This is a genomic window from Flexivirga sp. YIM B11880, from assembly GCF_058148645.1.
This window is the reverse complement of the sequence record NZ_JBMAMH010000019.1, coordinates 39,806-62,198: the sequence shown is the minus strand read 5'-3', so window position 1 is coordinate 62,198 and position 22,393 is coordinate 39,806. Positions and strand designations below refer to the sequence as shown.

General features: G+C 70.4%; 22 protein-coding genes and 1 pseudogene. 8 read left to right on the top strand and 15 right to left on the bottom strand.

What is annotated here, in order from left to right; genetic code table 11:
• Nucleotides 1–132: 132 nt before the first annotated feature.
• Nucleotides 133–489: a cupin domain-containing protein gene (locus ACN8HC_RS18410; RefSeq protein ID WP_490076303.1), complete on the top strand. Its 357-nt coding sequence runs from the start codon at nucleotides 133–135 to the stop codon at nucleotides 487–489.
• The gene (locus ACN8HC_RS18405) at nucleotides 482–1,561 is read left to right on the top strand and encodes an adenosine deaminase (protein ID WP_490076302.1); all 1,080 of its coding nucleotides are present in this window, start codon (nucleotides 482–484) and stop codon (nucleotides 1,559–1,561) included. Before ACN8HC_RS18410 ends, ACN8HC_RS18405 begins: the two co-directional genes overlap by 8 nt.
• Here the strand turns inward: ACN8HC_RS18405 and ACN8HC_RS18400 are convergent.
• Nucleotides 1,558–2,403: an RDD family protein gene (locus tag ACN8HC_RS18400; RefSeq protein ID WP_490076301.1), complete on the bottom strand. Its 846-nt coding sequence runs from the start codon at nucleotides 2,401–2,403 to the stop codon at nucleotides 1,558–1,560. The two genes, ACN8HC_RS18405 and ACN8HC_RS18400, sit on opposite strands and share 4 nt — an antisense overlap.
• A gap of 25 nt (nucleotides 2,404–2,428) precedes the next feature.
• Between ACN8HC_RS18400 and ACN8HC_RS18395 the strand changes: the two genes are divergently transcribed.
• Nucleotides 2,429–3,424, top strand: coding sequence for a stage II sporulation protein M (locus tag ACN8HC_RS18395; protein WP_490076300.1), 996 nt, complete (start codon nucleotides 2,429–2,431; stop codon nucleotides 3,422–3,424).
• Between the two features lie 16 nt (nucleotides 3,425–3,440).
• On the opposite strand, the pseudogene ACN8HC_RS18390 reads toward ACN8HC_RS18395, so the two are convergent.
• From ACN8HC_RS18390 to deoC, 9 genes and pseudogenes are all read right to left on the bottom strand, one after another.
• Nucleotides 3,441–4,463, bottom strand: a pseudogene (locus ACN8HC_RS18390) (DUF58 domain-containing protein); the annotation flags it as partial.
• Nucleotides 4,464–4,883: 420 nt separating this feature from the next.
• On the bottom strand, nucleotides 4,884–5,867 hold the full coding sequence (locus tag ACN8HC_RS18385; protein ID WP_490076299.1) for an AAA family ATPase: 984 nt from the start codon (nucleotides 5,865–5,867) through the stop codon (nucleotides 4,884–4,886).
• On the bottom strand, nucleotides 5,864–6,970 hold the full coding sequence (locus ACN8HC_RS18380) for a DUF4350 domain-containing protein (RefSeq protein ID WP_490076298.1): 1,107 nt from the start codon (nucleotides 6,968–6,970) through the stop codon (nucleotides 5,864–5,866). The genes ACN8HC_RS18385 and ACN8HC_RS18380 overlap by 4 nt, the downstream gene beginning before the upstream one ends.
• Entirely contained in the window at nucleotides 6,967–7,611 is a 645-nt protein-coding gene (locus ACN8HC_RS18375) for a DUF4129 domain-containing protein (RefSeq protein ID WP_490076297.1), read from the bottom strand. The genes ACN8HC_RS18380 and ACN8HC_RS18375 overlap by 4 nt, the downstream gene beginning before the upstream one ends.
• Nucleotides 7,601–8,671: a DUF7847 domain-containing protein gene (locus tag ACN8HC_RS18370; protein WP_490076296.1), complete on the bottom strand. Its 1,071-nt coding sequence runs from the start codon at nucleotides 8,669–8,671 to the stop codon at nucleotides 7,601–7,603. The genes ACN8HC_RS18375 and ACN8HC_RS18370 overlap by 11 nt, the downstream gene beginning before the upstream one ends.
• Nucleotides 8,640–9,284, bottom strand: a complete 645-nt coding sequence (locus ACN8HC_RS18365; RefSeq protein WP_490076295.1) for a uridine kinase family protein — start codon at nucleotides 9,282–9,284, stop codon at nucleotides 8,640–8,642. The genes ACN8HC_RS18370 and ACN8HC_RS18365 overlap by 32 nt, the downstream gene beginning before the upstream one ends.
• Nucleotides 9,281–10,165 (bottom strand): aldehyde dehydrogenase family protein, encoded by an 885-nt coding sequence (locus ACN8HC_RS18360; RefSeq protein ID WP_490076294.1) that lies wholly within the window; start codon nucleotides 10,163–10,165, stop codon nucleotides 9,281–9,283. The genes ACN8HC_RS18365 and ACN8HC_RS18360 overlap by 4 nt, the downstream gene beginning before the upstream one ends.
• The gene (locus tag ACN8HC_RS18355; protein ID WP_490076293.1) at nucleotides 10,165–11,616 is read right to left on the bottom strand and encodes an aldehyde dehydrogenase family protein; all 1,452 of its coding nucleotides are present in this window, start codon (nucleotides 11,614–11,616) and stop codon (nucleotides 10,165–10,167) included. The genes ACN8HC_RS18360 and ACN8HC_RS18355 overlap by 1 nt, the downstream gene beginning before the upstream one ends.
• A 16-nt stretch (nucleotides 11,617–11,632) precedes the next feature.
• Nucleotides 11,633–12,580, bottom strand: a complete 948-nt coding sequence (gene deoC / locus ACN8HC_RS18350; protein WP_490076306.1) for a deoxyribose-phosphate aldolase — start codon at nucleotides 12,578–12,580, stop codon at nucleotides 11,633–11,635.
• Between the two features lie 54 nt (nucleotides 12,581–12,634).
• On the opposite strand from deoC, the gene ACN8HC_RS18345 reads away from it, so the two are divergent.
• Entirely contained in the window at nucleotides 12,635–13,279 is a 645-nt protein-coding gene (locus ACN8HC_RS18345) for a hypothetical protein (RefSeq protein ID WP_490076292.1), read from the top strand.
• Nucleotides 13,280–13,301: 22 nt separating this feature from the next.
• Here the strand turns inward: ACN8HC_RS18345 and ACN8HC_RS18340 are convergent, their stop codons facing one another.
• Complete coding sequence (locus ACN8HC_RS18340) at nucleotides 13,302–14,939, bottom strand: phospho-sugar mutase (RefSeq protein ID WP_490076291.1); 1,638 nt, start codon at nucleotides 14,937–14,939, stop codon at nucleotides 13,302–13,304.
• Nucleotides 14,936–15,823, bottom strand: a complete 888-nt coding sequence (locus ACN8HC_RS18335; RefSeq protein ID WP_490076290.1) for a purine-nucleoside phosphorylase — start codon at nucleotides 15,821–15,823, stop codon at nucleotides 14,936–14,938. The genes ACN8HC_RS18340 and ACN8HC_RS18335 overlap by 4 nt, the downstream gene beginning before the upstream one ends.
• 16 nt (nucleotides 15,824–15,839) lie before the next feature.
• Here ACN8HC_RS18335 and ACN8HC_RS18330 point away from each other — a divergent pair, with 16 nt between their 5' ends.
• Nucleotides 15,840–17,243, top strand: a complete 1,404-nt coding sequence (locus tag ACN8HC_RS18330; RefSeq protein ID WP_490076289.1) for an NAD(P)H-quinone dehydrogenase — start codon at nucleotides 15,840–15,842, stop codon at nucleotides 17,241–17,243.
• A 1-nt stretch (nucleotide 17,244) separates the two neighbouring features.
• On the opposite strand, the gene ACN8HC_RS18325 is transcribed toward ACN8HC_RS18330, so the two are convergent.
• Together ACN8HC_RS18325 and ACN8HC_RS18320 are read right to left on the bottom strand one after the other, a co-directional pair.
• Nucleotides 17,245–17,439 (bottom strand): hypothetical protein, encoded by a 195-nt coding sequence (locus ACN8HC_RS18325; protein WP_490076288.1) that lies wholly within the window; start codon nucleotides 17,437–17,439, stop codon nucleotides 17,245–17,247.
• Nucleotides 17,440–17,495: 56 nt separating this feature from the next.
• Nucleotides 17,496–17,675, bottom strand: a complete 180-nt coding sequence (locus ACN8HC_RS18320) for a hypothetical protein (RefSeq protein ID WP_490076287.1) — start codon at nucleotides 17,673–17,675, stop codon at nucleotides 17,496–17,498.
• Between the two features lie 129 nt (nucleotides 17,676–17,804).
• Here ACN8HC_RS18320 and ACN8HC_RS18315 point away from each other — a divergent pair, with 129 nt between their 5' ends.
• Nucleotides 17,805–18,440, top strand: coding sequence for a TetR/AcrR family transcriptional regulator (locus ACN8HC_RS18315; protein WP_490076286.1), 636 nt, complete (start codon nucleotides 17,805–17,807; stop codon nucleotides 18,438–18,440).
• Here ACN8HC_RS18315 and ACN8HC_RS18310 read toward each other — a convergent pair whose 3' ends face one another.
• Nucleotides 18,441–20,222 (bottom strand): acetyl/propionyl/methylcrotonyl-CoA carboxylase subunit alpha, encoded by a 1,782-nt coding sequence (locus tag ACN8HC_RS18310; protein WP_490076285.1) that lies wholly within the window; start codon nucleotides 20,220–20,222, stop codon nucleotides 18,441–18,443.
• Nucleotides 20,223–20,311: 89 nt separating this feature from the next.
• Here ACN8HC_RS18310 and ACN8HC_RS18305 point away from each other — a divergent pair, with 89 nt between their 5' ends.
• Nucleotides 20,312–21,163, top strand: a complete 852-nt coding sequence (locus ACN8HC_RS18305) for an aldo/keto reductase (RefSeq protein ID WP_490076284.1) — start codon at nucleotides 20,312–20,314, stop codon at nucleotides 21,161–21,163.
• An 18-nt stretch (nucleotides 21,164–21,181) separates the two neighbouring features.
• Nucleotides 21,182–22,384: a serine/threonine-protein kinase gene (locus ACN8HC_RS18300; protein WP_490076283.1), complete on the top strand. Its 1,203-nt coding sequence runs from the start codon at nucleotides 21,182–21,184 to the stop codon at nucleotides 22,382–22,384.
• Nucleotides 22,385–22,393 lie beyond the last annotated feature (9 nt).

Below are 22,393 nucleotides of genomic sequence, written 5' to 3'. Positions count from 1 at the left end.
TCGAGACAACTGTTCCAAGGTGGCCCGCTGACTGTCCGACATCGACAACGGTGGGGCTGCAGGTGCGCTCATGGAGCAAGGATATCGCGTATTCCACTAGTTATTTGCGGGACACACCACTAGAGTGTCGGGATGGTCACTCGTTACACCGAGCCGGTCCGCATCCCGGTGCCCGGCGGCAAGATCATCGACGAGCACATCGGCGCGGCGAGCACCGACGAACGGCGAGTCAGCGTCGCGCACATGCAGGCACCGGCCGACTGGTCCGAGCCGTTCCAGACACCGGCGTTCGACGAGTTCACCATCGTGCTGCACGGTGCCGTCGTCGTGGAGCACGGCGACGGTGAGCGCACCACCGTGAGCGCTGGGCAATCGGTGAAAACCACTGCGGGCGAACGCATCCGCTACTCGACCGGCCCGGAAGGCGCGGAATACATCGCGGTGTGCCTGCCCGCCTTCACGCCGGAGACGGTGCACCGCGATGAGTGAGGTCGTCCGGCCGGAGCTCAAGGCCCTCCCGAAGGTCGTGCTGCACGATCACCTCGACGGTGGCCTCCGTCCCGCCACGATCGTCGAGCTGGCCCGCAGCAGCGGCTACGACGGGCTGCCCACGACCGACGTCGACGAACTCGGTCAGTGGTTCCGCGATGCGGCCGACTCCGGATCGCTGGAGCGCTATCTGGAGACGTTCGACCACACGGTCGCGGTGATGCAGACCGAGGATCAGCTGCGCCGCGTCGCCTCCGAGTGCGCCCAGGATCTCGCGGCCGACGGGGTCGTCTACGCCGAAGTGCGTTACGCGCCCGAGCAGCACCTGCAGGGCGGCCTCACCCTCGAGCAGGTCGTCGAAGCGGTCAACGCCGGCTTCCGCGACGGCGAGCAGGCGAGTGGGGATCGCATCGTGATGCGAGCACTGCTCACCGCCATGCGGCACGCCGCGAAGTCGACCGAGATCGCCCAGCTCGCGGTCCGCTACCGCGACGAGGGTGTCGCGGGCTTCGACATCGCCGGCGCCGAGGCGGGGTTCCCGCCCACGCGACACCTCGACGCCTTCGAATACCTGCAGCGGGAGAACGCCCACTTCACCATCCACGCAGGTGAGGCGTTCGGCCTGCCGAGCATCTGGGAAGCGATCCAGTGGTGCGGTGCTGAGCGCCTCGGTCACGGCGTGCGCATCGTCGACGACATCACCGAGATCGGCACGCCCGAGGAGAAGCTCGGCCTGCTGGCCGGTTACGTCCGCGACCGCCGCATCCCGTTGGAGATGTGCCCGTCCTCGAATCTGCAGACCGGAGCAGCGGATTCGATCGCCACCCACCCGATCACCCACCTGAAGAACCTGCGCTTCCGGGTCACGGTCAACACCGACAACCGGCTGATGAGCGGCACCTCGATGTCGCGTGAGATGCAGCTGCTGGTCGACCAGGCCGGCTGGACGGCCGAGGATCTGCGCTGGGTGACGATCAATGCGATGAAGTCGGCGTTCCTGCCCTTCGACGAGCGGCTCGCGCTCATCGAAGGCGTCATCAAGCCCGGCTACGACGCAGCGGGCATCGGTTAACGAGGACGGAGAGGGTCCGGCGGGAGCAGTCGCGAGCGGGTGGCCTGGTCGCGGTGCAGTCGCGCCGCCTCCCGATCGCTGCGTGAGGTCAGCACCGCCGACAGCACGTCCTCCGGATGCGCCGGTGGGGGCGCTGGCGCCACGAACGGCATCACCTGCCGCATCAGGTTGTCGGTGAGTGCCGCGCGTGCGGCCGGCGTGAGTGCCGCGCGCCGGATCAGGAACTGCCGGATGGCGAGCGCCAGGCCATCGGGCAGGGGCGCCAGGTCGGCGTGGGTCGCCCACTCGCGCAGGTATGGCGGAGCGTGTGGCGGCGGGAGCAGTTTCATCCCGGTCTGCTCGCGCACGACATACGTGCCGGCGGCGAAGTCGCCCAGCCGCTTGCCGCGCGCGTTGCTCACGGCGGAGATGACGGCCGGAACGCCACTGGTGACAAGGAGTTCGATGACGCCGACCAGCCCACGCACGAGCGCGTGCCGGAAAACGATCGGCCCTCCGTCGTCGCGGACGACGCGCAGCTTCAGGATCAGCTTGCCCAGCGACCGGCCGCGGCTGACCGTCTCGACGGTCACCGGCAGCACGAGGATGCACACGACCATGGAGAGCAGGATCAGCGTGCTGTGGGTGGCGTCGCTGCTGCCGCCCGACGTGAAGATCACCAGCAGGATCAGCCCCGCAAACAGCAGGAGGTAGAGCGCCCAGTCGATCAGTGCGGCAACCAGGCGGCTCGGCAGGGTCGCCGCCGGGATGTCGATGAGCACCGCCTCGCCGGTGACCAGCAGGTTGTCGGCGCCACCGCGCAGCGGGCGCGCGGCTGCGGCGGCACGGCCATCATGGGGCATGACCACCAGCCTATAGTTGCTGCGCGTGGACCTCGATGCGTTCGTCTCGGCGCACTACGGCGAATGGGAGCAGCTGCGCGGCCTGAGCGGCCGGCGCACGCTGAGCGGTGCGGAGGCCGACGAATTGCTGGACCTCTATCAGCGCGCGGCGACCCACCTGTCGCTGTTGCGATCCGCGGCGCCGGATCCGACGGTCGTGCAATACCTGTCGACGGTGCTCGCCAGGGCGCGCACGGCGTCGTTGCGCCGCCGCACCATGTCATGGTCGCGGTTCGGGGATTTCGTGCTGGGCGATGTGCCGGCGGTCTTCTACCGGACCCGCTGGTGGTGGATCGGGACGGCCCTGGTCAACGTTGTCGTGGCCGTCGTGCTCGGGACCTGGGTTGCCCGGAACCCGTCGGTGCAGACCTCGTTCATCTCACCCCAGGCCGCGCAGCAGCTGGTCAACCACGACTTCAGCCACTACTACTCGCAGTACGGCGGGGCGGACTTCGCCACACACGTCTGGACCAACAACGTCTGGGTCGCGGCGCTGTGCATCGCGTTCGGGGTGCTCGGTTTCCCGATCGCCTATGTGCTGTGGCAGAACGTCGTCAACGTCGGAGTGCAGGGCGGCATCATGGTGGCCTACGGGCACGGCGCCGAGTTCTTCGGGCTGATACTGCCGCACGGAATTTTAGAGCTGACAGCGGTTTTCGTCGCCGCCGGCTGCGGACTCCGGCTCTTCTGGTCCTGGATCGAGCCGGGCGCCCGGACCCGGGCCGACGCGATGGCACACGAGGGACGGTCGATGGTCGTGGTCGCGCTCGGGCTGATCGGAGTGCTGCTGGTCAGCGGCGCCATCGAGGCGTTCGTGACGCCGTCCGGGCTGCCGACCTTCGTGCGCATCGGCATCGGGGTGCTGGCCGAGATCGCCTTCCTGGCCTACGTTTTCGTGCTCGGCCGACGAGCCGTACGTGCCGGTTTCACCGGCGACCTCACGGCACAGGATCAGAGCGCGACCCGTCCCTCCGCCGCCTGACCGGCACAACTGGGCTTCAGAGGAGGCCGCGGCCCTTCAGCAACAGGTAGTGGTCGACGAGCGCAACGGGCAGGACGTCGGGTTCCTCGTCGAGGACCGTGACACCGAGGCGCTCCAGGGCGGTTCGCGTGTCGGCGCGGAGCAGTTCGGTGCGTTCGGCCGCGCCCGCGTCATACACCTCGGCGGCGGAGCCGCGCCGTTCCGCCATGGCGCGTATGCCGGGGTCGGCGACCGAGGCGAGCACCACGCGGTGCCGCGTTGCCACGGTGGCCAGCACCGGGAGCAGGCCCTCCTGGATCGCGGCCGGCTCGAGCGGTGTGATGAGCACGAGGAGCGAGCGACGCTTGGGGATGGTGCCTTCCGTGCCGATGAGCGCGCGCCAATTTGCCTCGACCAGAGTCGGTTCCAACGGCGCCATGACGTTGATGACGGTGTGCATCAGCTCGGCGCGGTCGGTGATTCCCGAGACGCGCGCGCGGATCCGGCGGTCGCCGGCGAGGAACTCGACCCGGTCGCCCGCCCGGGAGCCAAGTGCAGTGAGCAGCAGCGCCGCGTCCATCCCGGCGTCCAGCCGGGTGCTGTCCTCGATGCGGCCCGCGGACGTCCTCGAGGTGTCGAGCACGACGACGATGTGCCGATCCCGCTCCGGCTGCCAGGTGCGCACGACCGGGTGCCGGCGACGGGCGGTGGCGCGCCAGTCGATGCTGCGCACGTCGTCGCCGTCGACGTAGTCGCGCAGCGAGTCGAATTCGGTTCCCTGGCCCCGGATCCGCACCGCGGATCGGCCGTCCAGCTGGCGCAATCGAGCGAGGCGGCTCGGCAGGTGCCGCCGCGACGGGAAGCTCGGCAGTGCGCGGACCGCTCCGGGCACGNGCAGCGAGTCGAATTCGGTTCCCTGGCCCCGGATCCGCACCGCGGATCGGCCGTCCAGCTGGCGCAATCGAGCGAGGCGGCTCGGCAGGTGCCGCCGCGACGGGAAGCTCGGCAGTGCGCGGACCGCTCCGGGCACGTCGAAGGACCGTTGGCGCCGCGCGAGTCCGAGCGGTCCCGCGGTGCGCACGGTGAGCCGGTCGGCTCGCCGGTCCCCGCGCCGCGTAGGCGTGAGTTCGACGACGTGGCGCACTTGTTCACCCGGTCGCAGTCGGAGATCCGCACGCACGTCCCGCGCCCCGGCGGACGGCTGCCACGCATCTCGGACCTCCCCGCGAACCGTGCGGGTGCCGGTGTTGCGCAGCGTGAGCGCGCTGCTGGAGGATTCGCCGAGTCGGATCGGCCGGACCGCAGCGCGCTCTGCCGTCACCGACCGCGTGGCCGGCGCGAGCCACAGGTCCGCGCCGACGAGCACGCCGACGACGAGGAGCCACCAGAAGACCGTGCTCACGGCGGGATGCAGGAGCACGACGATGATGCCGAGCGCCGTGAGCAGCGCGGTGCGGCCGGTGATCGCCATACCGCAGCCCTATCGTGGCACCGGCACGGAGCCGACCGCCGTGTCGAGCACGGTGGCGGCGCTGACGCCTTCCAGTTCGGCTTCCGGCCGCAGCTGCAGGCGGTGTGCCAGCGTCGCCCGGGTCATCGCCTTCACGTCGTCGGGAGTCACGAAGTCACGCCCCGACAGCCAGGCCCACGCTCGACTGGTCGCGAGCAGCGCGGTGCTCGCGCGGGGGCTCGCACCGAGGGAGAGCGACGGCGAGTTGCGGGTCGCCCGGGCCAGGTCGACGATGTATGCCGCCACGTCCGCCCGCACGTGGACCCGGCGGACCGCGGCCGCGCCGGCAGCGAGATCGGCGGGCCCTGCGACCGGCCGGATTCCAGCGCTGGCAAGGTCTCTCGGGTCGAAGTCACCGGCGTGCCGGCGCAGCATCTCCAGCTCGACATCCCGTGCCGGCAGCGGCATCGACACCTTCATCAGGAAGCGGTCGAGCTGCGCTTCGGGCAGCGGATAGGTACCTTCGTACTCCACGGGGTTCTTGGTGGCCGCGACCATGAACGGCGCCGGCAGCCGGCGAGCCACACCGTCGACGGAGACCTGGCGCTCCTCCATCGCTTCCAGCAGAGCGGACTGAGTCTTCGGCGGGGTGCGGTTGATCTCGTCGGCGAGCAGCAGATTGGTGAAGACCGGGCCCTGCCGGAAGGCGAATTCCGAAGTGCCGGCGTCGAATACCAGCGATCCGGTGATGTCGCCCGGCATCAGGTCGGGGGTGAACTGCACACGTTTCGTGTCGATCGACAGGGCGGCCGCGAGCGATCGGACGAGCAGCGTCTTGGCGACACCGGGCACGCCTTCGAGCAGCACGTGGCCGCGGGCGAGCAGTCCGATCACCAGCGCCGAGACGGCAGCGTCCTGCCCGACCACCGCCTTGGCGACCTCGCCGCGCACCGCGCCGAGTGCGTCCCGTGCGCGGTCTGCCGCCTCCTCGCTGTCCGGAGGGAGCGATGTCATCGTCGTACCTGCCTTTCCAACTGTTCCAACTGCTGCGCAAGCTCGGTCATCGATGCCTCGTCCGGTGGATCGGCTCCGTAGAGCAGGTCGGCGGTCCGCCGTGGGTCGGCACCGGCCGCCTGGGCGCTGCGCTGGATGAGCGTCTCGGGGTGGCCGTTCGGCGCCAGGCCGAGGTAGCCGGCGAGCCTCCTGCGCGTCGCGAGACGCAGCACCGCTGCGACGCGGGGGACGTCCCGTGCCTTGCGGTAGAGCTGCCCACGGCTGCGGGTGGTCTCGTCGGCGGGTACGACGACGGGCAGCGGCTCGACCACGAGGCGACCGAAACGCCTTCCGCGCCATGCCATGACCGCGAGCACGACCGCCGCGGCGAGCCAGACGGCCGGGTGGAACCACGCCGGCCATTTCGGGCCCTCTGCCGCCGGGTTGTCCGCAGTGGCGAGCGTGGGCGCGAACCACACGAGCCGGTCGGCGGATCCGAGCAGGCGCACGGCGATCGCCGCGTTGTCGTCGGCGGTGATTGTCGCGTTGGTGAGCGCCGCGCGACTGCCGAGCAACACCGTCTCCGGGGCACGCCCGCGGGCCGGAAGTATGGCGACAGCACCCTGCCCGCCCTCGCCGAAGCACGTGGCGCCGTCCGCACCGACGGCGTAGGAGAGGTCCGCGAAGCTCAGCCGGAGCCCGGTCAGCCAGCTGACGTTGCACACCGGATCAGGTGCAGCGTCAACGGGTTCGATGCCGGCGACCGGGAGTCCGAGCGCCTGGACGGTGGCGGGGTCGGCATCGACGATGACCAGCCGGCGCGCGTGCGAGGCTGCCGCCATGGTGCGGGCGAGCGATGCCGCCGACAGCAGGTGAGGACGGGTCAGCACGACGGTGGCACCGCCCACTCCGACATCCTCCAGGCCGGCGGCGCGACGGACGATCGTGACGCGCACGCCGTGCTGGCCGAGCACGTGGGCGACGGCCCGGGTGCCGTCGCCCTCGGCGGACGCGGGGTCGAGCGGTTCGCCGGAGGTCCGAGGGGCCAGTACGGCGGCACCGACCAGCACCAGGAGGAGAACGCCGACGATGCTCGCGACCACCACCCGCCCTCGGGTGATCACCGGACCGCCCGGGGTTGCAGCGGGTGCTCGGGTCGGGAGTTCTCCACCTCGCAGTCGAGCGACCGGATCCGCTCGACGTCGCCCGCGCCGGCAGCCGCACCGCCATACCTGATGGCGTCGAAGTGGGCCGCCGCGTCGCGCAAGGCATCGGCGTAGGAGGGGAAGTATGGCGCGAGCTCGGCGCCCACCTCGTGTGCCGTGCGGCCCGGCTGCGGGATGAGCAGTGCCCGCTCTTCGGCTCCGCGGGCGATCGCCCGGAAGAGGTCGACGAACGCGGCGGAGTGGGCGCCGTTGCTCTCCAGTTGCGTTGCACGAGTTCGTAATTGCGCGGCGGTCAGTGCGATGTCGGTCAGCACGCCGTCCGGCTTGTCGGCGCGTGTCGTCGCGCCCCGGGTCCGCAGCCGGGTCAACCCGACGGCGACCAGCGCCACGAGCGCCAGCAGCAGCGGGATCAGGACGTAGAGCGGCAGCGCCGCACCCAACCCCTTGACGAGGTCGTCCAGCTGGTCCATCGCCCAGTCCCAGAGCCGTTGCAGCAGGCTGCGCTGGTCGGCGTAGGCCGGCTTGGCCAGCTCCCGCGTCAGCCAGCTGCGGGCGGTGCTGCTGTCCGGCGTCAGCGGCGGCGAGCCGTCACCCGGCACCGGCACCACCCTTGCCGCCGGCCGCAGCCATCAGCGTGACGTCGAGTGCTTCCTTCCGGATGCGCTGGTCCAGATAGAGCAGCGCCGTGACCCCGGACGTGAACGGTGCGGTCAGCGCGGACACGACGACCGACACGAGTTGGACGGCGATGACCGCGCCCACGCTCGGCGTGCCGGTGCCGGCAGCCGTCGCGCCCATGACGAGCACGCCGGGTAATTGGACGATGTTGGTGATCGTCGCGACGATGACCTGCGCGAGCAGCGAGATGCCGAAGATGCGCCACCATTGCCCCCTCGACAGGGTCCACGAGCGGCGCAGTGCGGTGATCGGCCCGACGCGTTCGAGCACCAGGGCCGGCGAGGCCAGCGAGATCTTGACGGCGGCCCAGATCATCGCGACGACGGTGCCGATGCCCAGGACGACGCCGACGCTCACGGCGGCGACGGCCCCCGCGGTGACGGCCAGCAGCACGATCACACCGGCGACGATGCCGGCGGCGACGGCGAAGGCGAGCGCGACCAGCAGCGTCATACCGAGCAGGGGCAGCAGTCGTCCACGGACCTTGTGCCAGGTCTCGCCGATGGAGATCCGCCGGCCGAGCACTGCCTCGGCAACGACAGCGGTCAGCATGCCGGTGAGGAAGATGCCGGCGATGACGGTGTAGATCGCGGTGACGCTGCTGCTCAGCTGCGTGCCGAGGTTGATCGTGGTGCCCGATGCGTCGGTCGTGGTGAGGTCGGCGTTGGCGAGCGCCAGCGTCGTGAGCACCGCCGGCACGGCGACGATGAGCGCGACCAGCGCGGAGAGGCCGAGCGTGGCGCCCGGGTTGCCGCGGATGGTCCCCATGGTGCCGCTGAAGATGTCGCCGAGGTTCAGCGGGCGCAATGGTATGACGCCGGGCTTGGGTGCCAGCTGGAACGGCGGCGGCGGATAGCCCCCCGGTGCGCCGTACTGCCCGTACTGGGGTGGCGGGCCGTACTGTCCGTACTGCGAAGGAGGAGGCGGCGCTCCCTGGCCACCGGCCGAGTCACCCCCGGGGCTCGTCCATCCATTGGTCATTCCCCGACCCTAAATGATCGGCACGCAGCCGGCGGTCCAACTCCTTGGGGCGGATGGGCTCCGCGCCGAGCCGCTGCTGCTGGTCGATGATGTGCGGCTCGGCGGCGGCGAGGCGCAGGCCCCGCCGCACCAGCACGAGCGGCGGCTTGCGGTGCTCGGACAGGTCCCGCACCAGGCGCCGGGCGAAGGTGATCCACCGGTTGTGGTGGACGCAGTAGGCGCCGGCGAGCAGGCCGCGCCGGCACAGCGGTTCGATCACGTATGGCGCGAAGATCCCCTCGGCGATCACCGTATCCGCCTCGCCCAGCCGCACCTGCTGCGTGCCGACGGCAGCCGATGCGGAGATGTCGTAGACCGGTGCGACCAGTTCACCGGTCCGGCACAGCTGCTCCAAGGCGTCGACGGCGTCGTCGCACCGCCACGACCGCACGTCGTCCCAGTCGGCGATTCCCAGGGAGGACATCGGCAGACTCGGGTCGTCGCCGTCCTTGTAATAGTCGTCCAATCGCACGATCGGCCACCGGTGTTCGCGCGACAGGTGTGCCGACCAGCGTGACTTGCCGGAGCCGCTCGGTCCGCCGATGACGAGGACACGAGCGCGTGGGGAGCTCACATTCCCTTGGGGTGCCAGACGGTCTTGGTCTCCAGGAACGCACGCACCCGCGTCAGGTCCGGGACCACGGACCAATCGGGCTCGACCGCCTCGGCGCCGTCCCCGGCGGGACGCACGACCCGCTTGACCGTATCGGCTGCAGCCGCTTCCAGCTCACCCCACGGGATCTCGGTCGCACCGGCGAGATCGAGAGCGTTGACGTCGCGATGCGACGCCAGCCACGGCGCGAGTTCGGCCGTGCGGCCGGTGACGATGTTGACCACCCCGCCGGGCACATCGGACGTGGCCAGCACCTCGGCGAGCGAGACTGCCGGCAACGGCCGCTGCTCGCTCGCGACGACGACGACCGTGTTGCCGGAGACGATCGCAGGAGCGATCACCGACACCAGGCCGAGCAGCGAACTGGCTTGCGGCGCAAGGATGCCCACGACCCCGGTCGGCTCGGGAGCGGAGATGTCGAAGTAGGGCCCGGCCACCGGGTTGAGGTTGCCCACCACCTGGGCAAGCTTGTCGGGCCACCCGGCATACCAGACCCAGCGGTCGATGGCGGCGTCCACCAGCGCGGTGGCCTGCGGCTTGGTCACGCCCTCGGACGCGGAGACCTCGGCGATGAACTGGTCCCGCCGGCCCTCCAGCATCTCGCCGACGCGGTAGAGCACCTGACCCCTGTTGTATGCCGTGGCGCCCGACCATCCCTTGACGGCCGCGCGTGCCGCGACGACTGCGTCCCGGATGTCCTTGCGCGAGCCTTGTGCGGCGTTGGCCAGGAACTTGGGGGAGCGACCGGAGGAGAGGACCTCGTAGGACCTGCCCGACTCGGACCGGGGGAACTTGCCGCCGATGTAGAGCTTGTAGGTCTTGCGCACTTCGAGGCGGGGCATCAGTGCGATCCTTCCGTATCCAGGTAAGCGGCCAGTCCTTGCCGGCCTCCCTCGCGGCCGTAGCCGCTCTCCTTGTAACCGCCGAACGGCGAGGTCGGGTCGAACCGATTGAACGTGTTGGCCCAGACGACACCGGCGCGCAGCCGGTCGGCGATGGCGAGGATGCGCGAGCCCTTCTCCGACCAGATGCCGGCGGACAGCCCGTAGGGCGTGTTGTTGGCCTTGCCGACGGCTTCGTCCGGTGTGCGGAAAGTGAGCACGGACAGCACCGGCCCGAAGATCTCCTCCTGCGCGATCCGGTGCGCCTGGGAAACCTTGGTGAAAACCGTTGGCGGGAACCAGTATCCGCGCTCGGGCAGCTGGCACTCCGGACTCCAGCGATGCGCACCCTCGGCCTCACCCACGTCGACCAGCTCGGTGATGCGGGCCAGCTGGGCGGCGGAGTTGATCGCGCCGACGTCGGTGTTCTTGTCCATCGGATCGCCGACGCGCAGCGTGCCGAGCCGGCGCTGCAACCGGTGGATCACGTCGTCCGCCACCGACTCCTGCACCAACAGGCGGCTGCCGGCGCAGCAGACGTGACCCTGGTTGAAGAAGATGCCGTTGACGATCCCCTCGACGGCCTGGTCGACGGGCGCGTCGTCGAAGACGATGTTGGCGGCCTTGCCGCCGAGCTCCAGCGTCAGCCGCTTGCGGGTGCCGGCGACCTCCCGCGCGATGGCCTTGCCGACCTCGGTCGAGCCGGTGAACGCGATCTTGTCGACGTCCGGGTGCTCGACCAGCGCCTGCCCGGTCGCGCCGGCACCGGTGACGATGTTGACGACGCCCGGCGGCAGGTCGGCCTGCTGGCACACGTCGGCGAACAGCAGCGCCGTGAGCGGCGTGGTCTCGGCCGGCTTGAGCACGACGGTGTTGCCGGTCGCGAGGGCCGGCGCGATCTTCCAGGCCAGCATGAGCAGCGGGAAGTTCCACGGGATGACCTGGCCGACCACGCCGAGCGAGCGAGGGTTGGGACCCAGCCCGGCATACTCCAGCTTGTCGGCCCAGCCCGCGTGGTAGAAGAAGTGCGCCGCGGCCGTCGGGATGTCGACGTCGCGCGACTCCTTGATCGGCTTGCCGTTGTCGAGCGTCTCCAGGACGGCGAACTCGCGGCCGCGCTCGGCGAGGATCCGGGCGATCCGGAAGAGGTATTTGCCGCGCTCCGCGCCCGACATACGGGACCAGGTGCGGTCGTAGGCGCGCCGAGCCGCACGCACCGCCTTGTCGACGTCCGCGGCGCTCGCCTCGGACACGTCGGCGAGGGTCTCCTCGGTCGCGGGGTTGATCGTCTTGAACGACGTGCCGTCGGCCGGCTCGACGAACTCGCCGCCGATGAAGAGCCCGTATGACGAGGCGATGTCGACGACGGCACGCGACTCGGGTGCTGGCGCGTATTCGAATCTTGGTGTCATGGCTGGTTTTCCACGCTCAATCGATGGTGACGTAGTCAGCGCCGGAGTAGGCGCCGCTGCGGAGTTTCTGGCGCTGCAGCAGCAGGTCGGTCAGCAGACTGGACGCACCGAAGCGGAACCACTCGGGCGTCAGCCAGTCGTCGCCGGCGATCTCGCTGACCATCACGAGATAGCGCAGCGCGTCCTTGCTGGTGCGTATGCCGCCGGCCGGCTTCACACCGACCATCTCGCCGGTGAGCTCACGCCAGTCGCGAACAGCCTCGAGCATCAGCAGCGTCACCGGCATGGTCGCTGCGGGCTGCACCTTGCCGGTCGAGGTCTTGATGAAGTCGGCACCGGCCAGCATCGCCAGCCAGGACGCGCGGCGCACGTTGTCGTAGGTCGCCAGCTCCCCGGTCTCGAGGATGACCTTCAGGTGCGCGTCGGGCTCGTCCCCGGGCCGGGCGCAGGCCTCCTTGACGGCTGCGATCTGGTCGAAGACGAAGCGGTAGTCGCCGGCGAGGAACGCACCGCGGTCGATCACCATGTCGATCTCGTCCGCCCCCGCTTCCACGGCGTCCCGGGTGTCGGCCAGCTTCACGGCCAGGCTCGCCCGCCCGGACGGGAACGCCGTCGCGACGGCGGCGACGCGGATGTTGCTGTCGCCCAGGGCGTCCCGGGCGACGGGCACCATGTCGCCATACACGCAGACGGCGGCGACCTGCGGCGTCGCGAGGTCGGAGGGGTCCGGCAGTTGCGCCTTGGCGCACAGGCTGCGCACCTTGCCCGGTGTGTCGGCGCCTTCCAGAGTGGTCAGGTCGATCATCGAGATGGCGGTGTCGATCGCCCACGCCTTGCTGGTGGTCTTGATCGACCGGGTGGCCAGGGCAGCGGCTCTGGCCTCGATGCCGACCTGGTCGACACCGGGCAGTCCGTGCAGCCAGGTGCGCAGGGCTTTGGTCGTCAAAGACGCCACGCCCAGCATGTCCCGGGCCCGCGACGTTGCAGATGAGGGGCTCACCGGTGCAGCCTACCTGCCATGCCCTTCAATCTTCCCCGCCTCGGCGCGACCGCGTCCGGTCCCCGCCGCACCTACCGGCAGCCCGCGATGCTCGTCCCGGGAATCGTCCTGCTGCTGATCTGTGTCGGGTTCCTCGCCGCCATCGCCATCGACGGCGGGATGAGCGGTCCCGGGCAGGTCCTCTGGCCGGTGGCCGGGGGGCTGGTCGTGTGGGTCATCTTCCTGCGGCCGTGCGTGCAGCTGACCCAACAAGGTGTCGTGATGCGCAACCTCGTCCGGGACGTCCGCTTCGGGTGGCCGGCGATCGACCTGGTCGAACAGCGCTGGAACCTTAAGATTTTCGACGAGCACGGGAAGGGCTACGGGTCCTGGGCGATCACCTCCCAACGCCCCAGCCGGTCGGTCGCCCGCGGCGGTCTCAGGGCCGGTCCCGGTCTGGGCCCGATCGATCCGCAGAACCCGTCGTCGGTGATGAAGGCCCGACCGGGCTCGGCGGCCAGTGTCGCGTCCGCCATCCGGGTCGGGCAACTCGACTACTCGGCGGCCACGGCACGCGACGCGGCATACAAGGCGAACGACGAGATCGTCGCCGGGCCGGCCTGGCCGGCGATCATCGCACTGGTCGTCGCCATCGTCTGCGTGGTCATCGCCGTGGTCGGCTGAACCCTGGCTGGCCGGACGTGCGTCAGGACGGGGTGGTGAGGCGTTCGAAGTCGGAGCGGACGGCCGCCAGCCTGGTCCGCGCTGCCTGCGGGTCCGGGTCGATCGTCTCCAGGTAGACCTTGAGCTTCGGCTCCGTGCCGCTGGGCCGCACGATGATCCGGGTGTCGTCGGTGAGGAAGTAGCGCAGGCCCTCCGTGGGCGGCAGTCCCGCGGCACCTTCCGACAGATCGTCGACCCGGGACACCTCGTGTCGGGCAACGATTTTCGGCGGTTCGGCGCGCAGTCGCGCCATGATGTCGTCGATGATCGACAGGTCCTCGACCCGCACCGCGAAGCTGTCGGTCGCGTGCGTGCCGTATTCCGCTGCGAGGTCCGCGAGCACTCCGTCCAGCGACGTTCCCTCCGCCTTGCACTGCGCGGCGAACTCGGCGATGAGCAAGGCGGCGCTGATGCCGTCCTTGTCGCGCACCGCACGGGGGTCGACGCAGTAGCCGAGCGCCTCCTCGTAGCCGTAGGCGAGGCCGGGAACGCGGCTGATCCACTTGAAACCGGTGAGCGTCTCGGCGTGCGGCACGCCGGCGCGCTTCGCCATCGCCGCGAGCAGCCGGGACGAGACGATCGAGTTGGCGAAGACCGCGCCCGGCGCGACCCCGCATTGCAACAGATAGGCGCCGAGGAGCGCGCCGACGTCGTCGCCGCGCAACATCTGCCAGCCACCGGGCCGGGGCACCGCCACCGCGCAGCGGTCGGCATCCGGGTCGTTGGCGATGACCAGGTCGGCTCCGGTGCGCGCCGCGAGGTCGAGCGCGTGATCGATGGCGCCCGGCTCCTCGGGGTTGGGGAAGGCCACGGTCGGGAACGCCGGGTCGGGATCCGCCTGGTCGGCCACCGACTCCGGCACGGGGAACCCGGCCCGCTCGAAAGCCGCTCGCAGCACTGCGGATCCGACGCCGTGCAGCGCGGTGTGCACGATCCGGATGTCGCGCGGGCCGTCCGGCCGCAGCACCTGGACGACGGCGTCGAGGTAGTCGTCGACCACGTCGTCGTCGAGAGTCTGCCAGCCGTCGTCGGCGAGGGGCACGTCGGCGGCACGTGCGAAATGGCTGATGGCGTCGCTGATCTCGACGTCGGCCGGCGCGACGATCTGGCTGCCGTCGCCGAGGTAGACCTTGTAGCCGTTGTCCTGCGGCGGGTTGTGGCTGGCCGTGACCATGACGCCGGCGTCCGCGCCGAGATGCCGGATCATGAAGGCCAGCACCGGTGTCGGCAGCGTGTGCGGCAGGATCATCGCCCGGCCGCCGGCTCCGACCACGACCGCCGCCGTGTCCCGCGCGAACACGTCGGAGTTGCGCCGGGCGTCATACCCGATGACAACGGTGACGTCGGGCTTGCCCAGCTTCTCCTGCAGGTATGCCGTGAGACCTGCTGCTGCGCGGATCACGACGACGCGGTTCATCCGCGCCGGCCCGGCGCCCAACGCGCCGCGGAGTCCGGCGGTGCCGAACTCCAGCAGTCCGGAGAACCGGTCGCGCAGATCGTCGAGTGCGGCCACATCACCGGATTCGGCTGCCGCGACAACGGATTCGAGCTCGATGCGGGTCTGCGGATCGGGGTCGTCGGCGATCCAGGACCGCGCCGCGGCAAGCAGGTCCTCCGTCATACCGCTCGAGCCTCTCCGGCGATGCGGGCGACCACGTCGGCCAGCAACTTCCCGCAGCGCGCTGCGGCCGCCTGCCCCGCCTCGATGACCTCCTGGTGCGACAGCGGCTGGTTGCTGATGCCGGCGGCCGCGTTGGTGACCAGGCTGACGCCGAGGATGTCCAGTCCGGCCTGCCGGGCGGCGATCGCCTCGAGTGCCGTCGACATACCGACCAGATCGGCACCGAGGATGCCGGCCATCTTCACCTCGGCCGGCGTTTCGTACTGCGGCCCACGGAACTGGGCGTAGACACCCTCGTCGAGCGAGGGGTCGACCTCGCGGGCGAGCGCGCGCAGGCGCGGCGTGTAGAGATCGGTGACGTCGATGAAGTTCGGTCCCTCGACGGGGGAGTGGGCCGTGAGGTTCAGTTGGTCCCTGATCAGCACCGGCGTGCCCGGCCCCCAGGACCTGTTGAGCCCGCCGCAGCCGTTCGTCAGCACGATCGTGTGACAGCCGGCCGCCGCGGCGGTGCGCACCCCGTGCACCACCGCGCGCACGCCCTTGCCCTCGTAGAAGTGCGTCCGGGTGCCGAAGACGAGAGCCCGAGCACCGGTGTCGCCGATGGCGATCGACCGCATCGCGCTGGAATGGCCGGCGACGGCGGCCGCGGCGAACCCGGGCACCTCGGCGTTGTCGATCGTGGTCAGCGTCTCGCCGATGCGGTCGGCGGCCTGCCCCCAGCCGGACCCGAGCACCAGTGCGATGTCGTGGCGGGGGGCGCCCGTGCGCTCGGCGATGACGGCGGCTGCCGCCCGCGCGGTCTCGAAGGGGTCGGTCGCCGGGTCGGCGAGTGGAGTCGATGCAGTCACGGGCGCCAGCGTATGACGTGCACGATCCGGCGGCATGGAATGATGCCACCTTGTGAATGGGCGTCAGCAGTCGGTCGTGATCATCGGTGGTGGTCCCGGCGGTTACGAGTCCGCCCTGGTCGCCGCCCACCTCGGGGCCCAGGTCACCGTCGTCGAGCAGACCGGTCCCGGTGGGGCAGCGGTGCTCACCGACTGCGTGCCCAGCAAGACCCTCATCGCCACGTCCGACTTCATGTCCCGGTTCGCCTCAGCCGGCCGCCTCGGTGTCGGCTTCGAAGGGACCGGCGACGACCAGCACGCGGAGGCGAACGCTCCGCAGGTCAACGAGCGGATCCTGGACCTGGCGCAGGCGCAGAGCCGCGACATCCGCGCCCAGCTGGTGAGCGTCGGCGTGCGGATCGTCAACGGCCGGGGCCGGATCACCGGCCCGTGCCGGGTCACCGCCGAGCTCGCGGACGGCCGGGTGGAGCAGTTCGACTCCGACGTCATCCTGGTCGCGGTGGGCTGCACCCCGCGCGTCATGCCCTCGGCGATGCCCGACGGCGAACGCATTCTGACCTGGCAGCAGATCTACGGCCTGACCGAACTGCCGAAGAAGCTCATCGTGGTCGGTTCCGGTGTGACCGGCGCGGAGCTGGCGCACGCCTACCTGGGTCTGGGCAGCGACGTCACCCTGGTGTCGTCCCGCGACCGGGTGTTGCCCGGCGAGGACGCCGACGCCGCCACCGTGATCGAGAACGTCTTCCGCCGGCGCGGCATGACGGTGCTCGGCCGGTCGCGGATGCAGTCGGCCCGGCGGGTGGGTGACGAGGTGGTCGTCACGCTCGAGGACGGCCGTGAGGTGCGCGGCTCGCACGTGCTGCTCGCGGTCGGCTCGGTGCCGCTCACGGAAGACATCGGTCTGGAGAACGCAGGCGTCGAGGTCCGCGACTCGGGTCACATCACCGTCGACCGGGTCTCACGCACCTCCGCGCAGGGCATCTACGCCGCAGGCGACTGCACCGGGGTGCTGCCGCTCGCGTCGGTCGCCGCCATGCAGGGCCGGATCGCGATGGCCCATGCGCTGGGCGACGCGGTGGCGCCGCTCAACCTGCGCGGGGTGTCCGCGAACATCTTCACCGACCCGGAGATCGCCACCGTCGGCTATTCGCAGGCGGACGTGGAGGCAGGCCGGGTCGAGGCCCGCACCGTCACCATGCCGCTGTCGACCAACCCGCGGGCCAAGATGCGCAGCATCACCGACGGGTTCGTCAAGATCTTCAGTCACCCCGGCGGCGGCACGGTGATCGGCGGGGTCGTCGTCGCGCCGCAGGCGTCGGAGCTGATCTACCCGCTCGCGGTCGCCGTGCAGAACCGGCTCACCGTCGATCAGCTGGCCAGCACCTTCTCGGTCTATCCGTCGATGACCGGCACGATTGCCGAAGCGGCCCGCCGGCTGCACTCGCTGGAAGGCTGACTCAGCCGGCGGAGTCCTTCGGAGGCTCCGGCTCGTCGTCGCGCGGGGCGTAGGGATCGACCTGGTGGGGCAGCAGACCCGCCTCCTCCCAGCGCCGCATCCGCTGCTCGTGCAGCTTCGGTCGCACGGTGCGCAGCAGGAAGATGACGCCGCCGGCCACGACGATCAGGATGACGAGTTTGACGAGGGTTGCCACGGCGCGAGATCCGATCTTCGGGTGGGTATGCCGTCACCGCCCAATCTACGCGTTGCTCAGTGGTGCAGCGCGAGCCGCGTGTAGTAGCGGCCGATCGGCTGCTGACGGGCGAGGCGCTGGGGGCGGTTGGCCCGGAAGAAGCGGGTCGTCTCCACAGCTGCGAAGCCGACGAAGAGGGCAAGGGCGACCGCGTTGATGATCACGAAGCCGATGAAGAAGACGCTGATGTCGATCATGTCAAACTCCTGGATTCTTGGCTACTACGGTTGTAGTGATACTGACACTACGCCTGTAGAAGACCACCGCCAAACCGATGCCGCGTGGCTTCGGTCACAGCGGTCCCGGCGGCATGAGACAGTGATTTGGTGTCCCCCCGCGCGTCGTCCCCTCGTGGTCCCGGTCCCGGCCCGGAAGGGACCGCCGCGCGCCAGGAACTGTTGCTGCGCAGCGCGATTGCGGTCGTGGGCCGGTCGGGGATGCGAGGGCTCACCCACCGCGCGGTCGACCGCGAAGCCGGTATGCCGGAGGGCACCTGCTCGGTCTACTACCGCACGAGGCTGGCGCTGCTGACCGCACTCGGCAACTTCGTGGCGGCCGCCCTGCACGCGGATGTCAGGGCGCTCGGCGCCTCGCTGCCCAGCGACGACGAAGAGAATGTCGAGCACGCGATTGACGCGACCACCGCCATGCTGCTGCGGTGGTCGGAGCACCCGGACTTGGTGATCACCATGTCGGAGCTGGCCCTGGAGGCTGCGCGGACCCCTTCGCTCAGCGAGCCGATCATCGCCTGGCGGGCGGGCCTCACCCAGGTCGTCGAGGACATCGTGTGCCGCACCGAGCCGGACGCGGCACGGCTGCGCGCCGAGGCGATCGTCGCCAGCTTGGACGGTGTGGTGCTCAGCGCCCTGCTGGCCACTTCCAAGCAGGACCGCCCGGCATACCTGCGCTCCACGGTCGGGCTGGTGCTGCGCGCCATCATCGACGCGCCGGTCGGCGACTGATCAGGGCGTGATCGTCGCCAGCACGGCCCCGGCGGGGACCGTCTCGCCGATCGCCGTGGTGAGACCGGAGACGATGCCCGCCTGGTGAGCGGTGATCGGCTGCTCCATCTTCATCGCCTCCAGGACCACGACGGTGTCGCCGACTTCGACCTGGTCGCCGTCGGCCACCGCCACCTTCACGAGGGTGCCCTGCATGGGTGCGGTCAGCGAATCTCCTGATACGGCAGGGACTCCCGAGCCCCTGCGGGAACGCTTCGGAGCGCGCCGGCGGCCGGCGGTGCCGGTCGCGCCGGTACTGCCACCGCCGAGCTGCAGCTCGGCGGGCAGGGTCAGCTCATGGCGCCGACCGTCGAGCTCGATCGTCAGCTTCTGCCGCGCAGTGGCACCGTCGCCGGTGGCGGGGGTGCCGGCATACGGCTCGATGGTGTTGTCGAACTCCGTCTCGATCCATCGGGTGTGTATGGCGAACGGCGTCTCGTCGTCGGTGGCGAACGCCGGGTCGGCCACGACGGCGCGGTGGAACGGCAACACCGTCGGCATCCCGTTGACCACCAGTTCGGCGAGCGCTCGCCGTGAGCGCTCCAGGGCCTGCTGCCGGGTGTGGCCGGTGACGATCAGCTTGGCGAGCATCGAGTCGAACGCGCCGCCGACCACGTCGCCCGAGACGACGCCCGAATCGACCCGAACGCCCGGGCCGCTCGGTGGCCGGAAGTCCTCGACCGTGCCCGGCGCCGGCAGGAAACCGCGGCCGGCGTCCTCGCCGTTGATGCGGAACTCGAAGGAGTGCCCGTGCGGTGCGGGGTCGTCATACCCGAGCTCCTCGCCGGCGGCGATGCGGAACTGCTCACGCACCAGGTCGATGCCGGTGACCTCCTCGGAGACCGGGTGCTCCACCTGGAGGCGGGTGTTCACCTCCAGGAAGCTGATCGTGCCGTCCTGGGCGACGAGAAACTCGCAGGTGCCCGCGCCGATGTAGCCGGCGGCGCTGAGGATCGCCTTGGACGCGCGCAGCAGCTCGGTGTGCTGCGCCTCGCTGAGGTATGGCGCGGGCGCCTCCTCGACCAGCTTCTGGTTGCGGCGCTGCAGCGAGCAGTCGCGGGTCGACACGACGACGACATTGCCGAAAATATCTGCCAGGCATTGGGTTTCGACGTGCCGGGGCTTGTCCAGGAAGCGTTCGACGAAGCATTCGCCGCGGCTGAACGCGGTCACGGCCTCGCGTACGGCGGAGTCGAACAGGTCCGGGATCTCCTCGATGGTGCGGGCGACCTTCAGGCCGCGACCGCCGCCGCCATACGCGGCCTTGATGGCGACCGGCAGGCCGAACTCCTGCGCGAACGCGACGACCTCGTCGCTGCCCGACACCGGGTCGGTGGTGCCGGGCACCAGCGGCGCGCCGGCCGCGCTCGCGATGTGCCGGGCCTTGACCTTGTCGCCGAGCGAGTCGATCGCCGCCGGGGGCGGACCGATCCAGATCAGCCCGGCATCGAGCACCGCCTGAGCGAATCCGGCGTTCTCCGAAAGGAATCCGTAACCCGGATGCACTGCGTCGGCACCCGACCGGCGTGCCACGTCAAGCAGCTTGTCCTGATCCAGGTAGGACTCGCCGGGGGTCGAGCCGCCGAGTGCGTAGGCTTCGTCCGCCATCCGCACGTGCAGCGCGTCACGGTCCGGGTCGGCATACACGGCAACGGATCCGATGCCGCCGTCGGCACAGGCACGCGCGACCCGCACCGCGATCTCGCCGCGGTTGGCGATCAGGACCTTGCGCAGCTCCGGCATGGCGCCGACTGTACCGGCCGTGAGCTCCGTCACGTGTTCGGTTGTTGAGACGGCGGCATACCTCGCACCGCGCGGTCGTTGTCGCCGACATGACCGATCACCAGCAGACTTCCGTGCCCACCGTCGCGCTCCGAGGCAAGACCGGAGAGGTGCGGATCCCGCAGCTCGGCTTCGGCGTCTGGCAGGTGCCGGACGACGAGGTCGGTCCTGCGGTGGACGAGGCGCTGCGGACCGGTTACCGGCACATCGACACCGCCGCCGCCTACAACAACGAGGCCGGCGTCGGCCAGGCGATCACCGAGTCGGGCCTCGGCGACGAGGTCTTCCTGACCACCAAGGTGTGGAACTCCGACCACGGGTATGACGAGACACTGCGCGCCTTCACCGCCTCCCATGAGCGGCTCGGGCGGCCGATCGACCTCTACCTGGTCCACTGGCCGGTGCCGCAGCGGGACAAGTACGTCGACACCTTCCGGGCGATCCTGCAGCTCCGCGACGAGGGAAAGATCAAGGTCGCCGGTGTCTGCAACTTCGAGATCGAGCACTTGCAGCGCGTGCACGACGAGCTGGGCGAGTACCCGGCGATCAACCAGATCGAGCTGCACCCGCACCTGCAACAGGAGGAGCTGCGCGCATTCCACGCCGAGCACGGCATCGTGACCGAGGCCTGGAGCCCGCTGGCGTCCGGCGGCGACGTGCTGAGCGACCCGGTCATCACGGGCATCGCGCAGCGGCTCGGCAGGACACCGGCACAGGTGATCCTGCGGTGGCACGTGCAGCTCGGCAACGTCGTGATCCCCAAATCGGTGACGCCGGAGCGGATCGCGGAGAACTTCGACCTCTTCGACTTCGAGCTGACCGATGAGGACCTGGCAGCGATTGCGGGGCTCGACCAGGGCCACCGGACCGGCCCGCACCCCGCCACGTTCGCCGCCGGCTGAGCTGGCATCCTGCTGTGCGTGGGAGAGGTCTTCGCCGGACGCTATGAGCTGATCGATCTGATCGGCGAGGGCGGCATGGGGTCGGTCTGGCAGGTCCACGACCGCAAACACGACCGGATCCTCGCCGCCAAGGTGCTGCGCCAGTCCGACGCGGGCGCGTTGCTGCGCTTCGTGCGCGAGCTCGGCATGCGCATCCATCACCCGAACGTCGTCACCCCGCTCGGCTGGGCGGGGGAGGACGACCGCGTGCTGTTCACCATGCCGCTCGTGGACGGCGGGTCGGTCAGCGACCTGCTGCGCGACCGGGACCGGTTGCCGCCGCTGTATGTCGCCGAGCTACTCCGTCAGCTCCTGCGGGCGCTCGACGCGGTCCACGCCGCAGGCGTCATACATCGCGACGTGAAGCCGGCCAACCTGTTGCTGGCGGCGAGCGGGACAGCGCGACCGCGCCTGATGCTCACCGATTTCGGCATCGCGGTGCCCGTCGACTCGCCCCGGATGACGACGACGTCCGTGGTGCTCGGCACGCGCGGCTACCTGGCGCCGGAGCAACTGGCCGGCGCCGATCCGGCCCCGGCATTCGACCTGTATGCCGCAGGGGTCGTGGCCGTCCAGTTGCTCACCGGGCACCGGCCCGACCAGCCCCGGCGCGACCGAGCCGAGCTGCCCGCGCCGCCGCAGGACGTGCCCGGCCAGCTGTGGCGGGTGATCACTGACCTCGCGGACCCGGATCCGCGCGGGCGCCCGCCGTCCGCCGCGGCCGCGGCAGCTGCGTTGGACGTGCCGCAACTGGGGTGGATCGCGCAGCGGAATGTCGTTGTAGGCCCACGGATTCGGCCAGTCGGTGCGGAGCAGCTGCAGACAGTTGCCCCGGCGGTTGCCGCTTCCACCTCGGTGACACCGGAGCGGCAGCGCGCCCGGTGGACGACGCGGGCGCAGCACCGGGAAACGCCTGCGCCGCAACCCGTTCAGGCGAGCCGCCGGCGGTCCGGCGCCCGACGGGCGGGGCTCCTCGTGGTGCCGGTCGTCGCGATCGTCGCCCTACTCGGCATCTGGCTACCGCACTCGACGGATCAGGGCGAACTCACGCCGGGCCGCGCAACGGTCGGTGGCACCTGCCAGTGGCAGGACGCCGGGACATTCGAGAACGACACGACTGGCTCGCACGCCCTGCAGTGCGTGACCTCGACCGATGGCGATTACACCTGGCAGCGGCGCTGAGACCCCCGC

What these genes read in the sequence shown, in the direction of transcription:
- ACN8HC_RS18370 (WP_490076296.1), bottom strand. Translation starts at nt 8,671, where the DNA reads ATGACCAATGGATGGACGAGCCCCGGGGGTGACTCGGCCGGTGGCCAG.
- ACN8HC_RS18385 (WP_490076299.1), bottom strand. Translation starts at nt 5,867, where the DNA reads ATGACATCGCTCCCTCCGGACAGCGAGGAGGCGGCAGACCGCGCACGG.
- ACN8HC_RS18360 (WP_490076294.1), bottom strand. Translation starts at nt 10,165, where the DNA reads ATGCCCCGCCTCGAAGTGCGCAAGACCTACAAGCTCTACATCGGCGGC.
- ACN8HC_RS18310 (WP_490076285.1), bottom strand. Translation starts at nt 20,222, where the DNA reads ATGCCGGAGCTGCGCAAGGTCCTGATCGCCAACCGCGGCGAGATCGCG.
- deoC (WP_490076306.1), bottom strand. Translation starts at nt 12,580, where the DNA reads ATGCTGGGCGTGGCGTCTTTGACGACCAAAGCCCTGCGCACCTGGCTG.
- ACN8HC_RS18405 (WP_490076302.1), top strand. Translation starts at nt 482, where the DNA reads ATGAGTGAGGTCGTCCGGCCGGAGCTCAAGGCCCTCCCGAAGGTCGTG.
- ACN8HC_RS18320 (WP_490076287.1), bottom strand. Translation starts at nt 17,675, where the DNA reads ATGATCGACATCAGCGTCTTCTTCATCGGCTTCGTGATCATCAACGCG.
- ACN8HC_RS18400 (WP_490076301.1), bottom strand. Translation starts at nt 2,403, where the DNA reads ATGCCCCATGATGGCCGTGCCGCCGCAGCCGCGCGCCCGCTGCGCGGT.
- ACN8HC_RS18305 (WP_490076284.1), top strand. Translation starts at nt 20,312, where the DNA reads ATGACCGATCACCAGCAGACTTCCGTGCCCACCGTCGCGCTCCGAGGC.
- ACN8HC_RS18340 (WP_490076291.1), bottom strand. Translation starts at nt 14,939, where the DNA reads ATGACGGAGGACCTGCTTGCCGCGGCGCGGTCCTGGATCGCCGACGAC.
- ACN8HC_RS18345 (WP_490076292.1), top strand. Translation starts at nt 12,635, where the DNA reads ATGCCCTTCAATCTTCCCCGCCTCGGCGCGACCGCGTCCGGTCCCCGC.
- ACN8HC_RS18355 (WP_490076293.1), bottom strand. Translation starts at nt 11,616, where the DNA reads ATGACACCAAGATTCGAATACGCGCCAGCACCCGAGTCGCGTGCCGTC.
- ACN8HC_RS18335 (WP_490076290.1), bottom strand. Translation starts at nt 15,823, where the DNA reads ATGCCGCCGGATCGTGCACGTCATACGCTGGCGCCCGTGACTGCATCG.
- ACN8HC_RS18410 (WP_490076303.1), top strand. Translation starts at nt 133, where the DNA reads ATGGTCACTCGTTACACCGAGCCGGTCCGCATCCCGGTGCCCGGCGGC.